At 64.4% G+C, this 4,010-nt stretch carries 3 protein-coding genes; 2 read left to right on the top strand and 1 reads right to left on the bottom strand.

Features of this window, described 5'->3' with window-relative positions; translation table 11 throughout:
• On the top strand, positions 1–432 hold a 432-nt coding region (locus OXF11_15400), incomplete at its 5' end, for a response regulator transcription factor (protein ID MCY4488478.1).
• 899 nt (positions 433–1,331) lie between these two features.
• On the opposite strand, the gene OXF11_15405 is transcribed toward OXF11_15400, so the two are convergent.
• Positions 1,332–1,550: a hypothetical protein gene (locus OXF11_15405; protein ID MCY4488479.1), complete on the bottom strand. Its 219-nt coding sequence runs from the start codon at positions 1,548–1,550 to the stop codon at positions 1,332–1,334.
• A gap of 144 nt (positions 1,551–1,694) precedes the next feature.
• On the opposite strand from OXF11_15405, the gene OXF11_15410 reads away from it, so the two are divergent.
• The gene (locus tag OXF11_15410; GenBank protein ID MCY4488480.1) at positions 1,695–1,982 is read left to right on the top strand and encodes a hypothetical protein; all 288 of its coding nucleotides are present in this window, start codon (positions 1,695–1,697) and stop codon (positions 1,980–1,982) included.
• The last annotated feature ends 2,028 nt before the right edge of the window (positions 1,983–4,010 follow it).

A 4,010-nucleotide genomic window follows, 5' to 3' on the forward strand; every position in this document is an offset into this window, starting at 1 on the left:
CGGGACGAGACCATCGCCAGGGCGTTGGAGTCGGGCGCCGCCGACTACATCGTCAAGCCCTTCTCGCCCACCGAGCTCACGGCGAGGATCCGGGCGGCCCTGAGACGGCGGGCCGACCCGGAGTCCTTCGTGCTCGGCGATATCGCCATCCGCTACGAGGAGCGCCGAGTGACCGTGGCCGGCCGTCCCGTGACTCTGACGGCCACTGAGTATAATCTGCTGCGCCTGCTCTCCCTGAACGCCGGACGGGTCACCACCTACGAGGCCCTGTTCCGCCAGCTCTGGAACGGGCAGGAGTTCGGCGACGTGCGTCTCGTGCGCAACTTCGTGAAGAACCTCCGCCGAAAGCTCGGCGATGACCCGGCCCGGCCCGTCTACATCCTGAACGAGCGCGGCGTGGGCTACAGCATGCCGGCGCCCGAGCGCTCGTAGGAGCCCCCGCCCGGTCCCGGCGCGCGGACGGGTGCGGGGCGGCAGACCGGTTTCCCGCGCCGCGCCCTCTTGGACGTCCGCTCACGGATCGCACGTCGTTGAGCCTTGCCGGTTGGCCGGTTCCGCCCTCCGCGTCTTGCCGGTGCCGGGCGGAATCAGCACGCGGCCCGTCACCGCCTACACTGCGTCGGGCGATGCCACCCTGTGGCACCACCTTGGTCATCAGGGCAACTTGGCCCGCAGGCGTCCTCCTTGCCGTCCAGGTGGTTCGCCGGAACGATGTGCCCACGGTCGTACCGGTTCTCCGAATCCATGGGCGTTTTCGTGCGTCCTGGTCGACGTCTGTTGACAGTCTCCGGTGGCGCGGGTCCTCTCCAGGACCGGCGGATTCGCCATTTCTTTGTTGAAACACTTTAGTTTCACGAAGGCAGTTATAGGTTTGGACATGGTGGGGAATTGCGGAGATGTGTTCAAGCCCAGGCATCCCCGGCCGAAATTCTCTCCAAACGGAAGCAGAAGGACGTAGTCGACTTCTTCATCGAGAGGGCCCTTGTTGACACGGCGGAATCGGCCGCGGCCCTTGAGTTGACGGAGAATCAGGCGACAGGGACAACACTCGCCTGCGCAGGAGGGGCAGCGGGAACATCAACCTGCCCACGAACGCGCTGCCGGTTGGGTCCCGGCGTTTGCCGTGGGAGGGAGTCGCGAGGCGCGGCGAAGGAAATCACCTGGGGGGAGACGCCGCGACATCTTCACCCGTATCTTGATTGTTGTCGCGGCCGCCGTGGTGGGCGCCCTTTCCGCCGTTCTCGGCGTGAAGGACGCAATCCGTAAAGGGTTCGAGCCGGAGAAGAAGCCATGAAAAGATGTTCCCGAATGGGAGTCATTGAGTTATCTCCCTATTCGGGATTCAATACTGCATCCACCCTTTCGCTGATCCCTATCTCTTCACCTGCCTCCACGGCAATAGTGCGGGTTCCGGTGGGCAGGTCTACGTATGCAGCCGTATCGGTAACGCGAACCTGCGGCAGCGTTGCAATTGCGGATTCCAACGCAACCGGTTCGCGGTGAATGGCATTTGTACGCGTCTTTATCAGACGTTCCTGGGATTCAGCCATTTCCCGCACCGCTTCTCTACATGGCGCTTCCCTGAGAATCTCTCTCAAGGAGCCCACAACACACCAGGAACGGCGCCTACCAAGACTCCACAGGATACTGATTCGGTCCAGAGTGTTGTCCAAATACCGATCATCGGCGCCTGCGTGCTTCTGTTCGCCCTGAGCGCCAACGCCCAACAGGACTCCCGGGTGGCGTTCGTGCGCGGCCCAACCTGGGTCACCTTCCAGGTCATCGGGATGACGGAACCCCCGCGGACGGACATTCGCCCCATGGTGAGTCAGATTTGGACCATCCCGAAGGATCAGATCTTGCGCGCGTTCTCCAGCGTGGAAACCGGCCGCTCCTACATCTGCTCCGAGTTCGAGGACAAGAGGATGCTGGTCTACGTGGCGCCGGACACGTACTGGAAGATCGTGAACTGTCTCAACTGACGTGCCAGCCGCTCGTGACGGCTCTCTTCCCCCAGGAGGGGCGGTGTCCGTGGAATGACCTCGCCGCGGTGGTGGAACGGGAGCCTACGCGGCTGCGTAAGGCCGTCCACCAGCGCGCCCGCGGCACCCCATCCACGTCATCAACGCCGCGAAGGCGAGCAGGGCGGTTTCGCGTCAAGGCCGGCCAGCAGCCTGGTGAGAAATCGGTTCGAGCAGTCCGCGGAACCCTTGCATATGGTCAGGAGCGAAGGCTTCCGCCCATGCCCTCCACGTACTCCCCGACCGAATGGTTGACCGCCGTGTGCTGCGGGAGCCCGTGGCACGAACCGAAGTCGTCGGTGAATATCTCGGGGCCCTTCTCGAATGTTGCCCTTGACGAATCCCTGCAGCGTGGCCCGGTCCATGCTATCGACCACCTTAGCCGTGACGGCGTTGGGGTCCCGGTCCTTCATCCCGACCACGGCCACCTTGCCCTTGCCGCCACCGCCGGCGCGCAACTTCTTCGATGCGTCCCTGTTGCCTTCCTTGCCGCCGGAGAACGTCTCGTCGACCTCGACCGGACCCGGGAACGGCCCCCGAGCGTCGTTCCACGCTTCCCTGATTCGGTGGGCTAGGCGCCGGGCCATCTTCCGTGTCGCCTTGAGATCGAGGCGCAGCTCCAGGCTAGCCACGCCCTTGAGGTTCGTGGACAGCAGGCAGGTGACCCACACCCACACCCTGGCGCCTAGGTTTGAGTTCCGCATGACGGTGCCGGTGCGGACAGAGAAGAACTTGCGGCAGGGGCGACAACGGTCGGGACCGGGTGGATGCGTGGTCCCGACTGCACGTTCTTGGCGTCGCAACGCTGGCACCGGGGCCCGTCGGGCCAACGGAAGTTCGCGATCCACCTCTCCGCGGCCTCATCGTCGGGGAACGTTTCCGCCAATTCAGGCAACGAGATTCCGATCCGGCAGGCTTCCCCGGCGCTTTCGGTGTCATGACAGCCCCTTTCGGAATTATTGCAAACCATCATTCGGGGGCCCGTGAGGAAGGTGGCTACGATCGTATGCATTTCCCCGGGCAGTTCCCGGCTTGTCGGTTGGCGCCGGCCTGTGTTGCATGCCGCATCGGAAGGTCCTCCAACACTCCCTGCAGCCGCCCGGGGCTGATCCCCTTCCTCTCCGCTGGGGGCCCCCCGACGATGGACCGCAGGAGCGGCAACGCCAAGCTCGACAAGCACCGGCGTCCACACTGCGCAGGGCGGCGGCCGGCCCATACATCAAACGGCGGTCGTGTTGGATCCGGAGGGATACGAGGTTCTCTTCGGCCTTCAGGAACTCGAACCCGTGATGAGGGAGCGTCTCGAAGAGACCCGGCGGAGCCCGGTACAAGGCGTGGGCCGCGCCCGGAGCCTGGGCCTTGTCTTCGCAGGCGGGTGCGCGGTGATTCTGGAAGAGCCCCGTCACCACCGTAGAGCAGCCCTGCCCCCGGTCCCTCCACCCCGGCGCAACGGTCCCGCGCACCGGGCTCGCAGTGGCCGGAACGTCCGCGACAAGGCCGAACGGGCCGGATCAACCCGCGGTCAAGGCTTCCCTGTCCGCGACCCGCGCGTTCTTGTTCGCAGCCGCCGCCGCGGCAGCGTTCCGGCCGGCGCGCGGCGACTGTGGCCGTCCCTTCGCCTCCATACGTAGCGAATCGTCGAAAACACGGAACTTCGCGGCGTGCCTCACCGCCGCCTACGGCGCCGCCGCAAGGTGCCCTCGGCAGGTGTGCCAGCTGTGATTGTAGCCCAGTCATCGTGAACGCTTGCGATTCGTCGCCAACCGATGAACCAACTGAACCAACTAACCTAATTTTCCAGTTTCATGACAAGGAAGTTGCACAGTTTCTTCCTCTCGATCCCCCCTCCGAACACTTGTCGCCCTTCCCAGGACAATCGCACACTCGGTGCGCCCATCTGTCCCTCCAAATCTCGTCTGAAGTGCAGCCGCCGCCCTCTCCTCTCCCGAGTCGGTCGATGTCCGATCTACTGACGTTTCGCTCCAAAGA

Source organism: Deltaproteobacteria bacterium (genome assembly GCA_026712905.1).
Classification (GTDB): Bacteria; Desulfobacterota; Binatia; order UBA9968; family JAJDTQ01; genus JAJDTQ01.

Bases quoted from the DNA above. Each gene is read 5' to 3' on its own strand.
- OXF11_15405 (MCY4488479.1), bottom strand. From the start codon at position 1,550: ATGGCTGAATCCCAGGAACGTCTGATAAAGACGCGTACAAATGCCATT.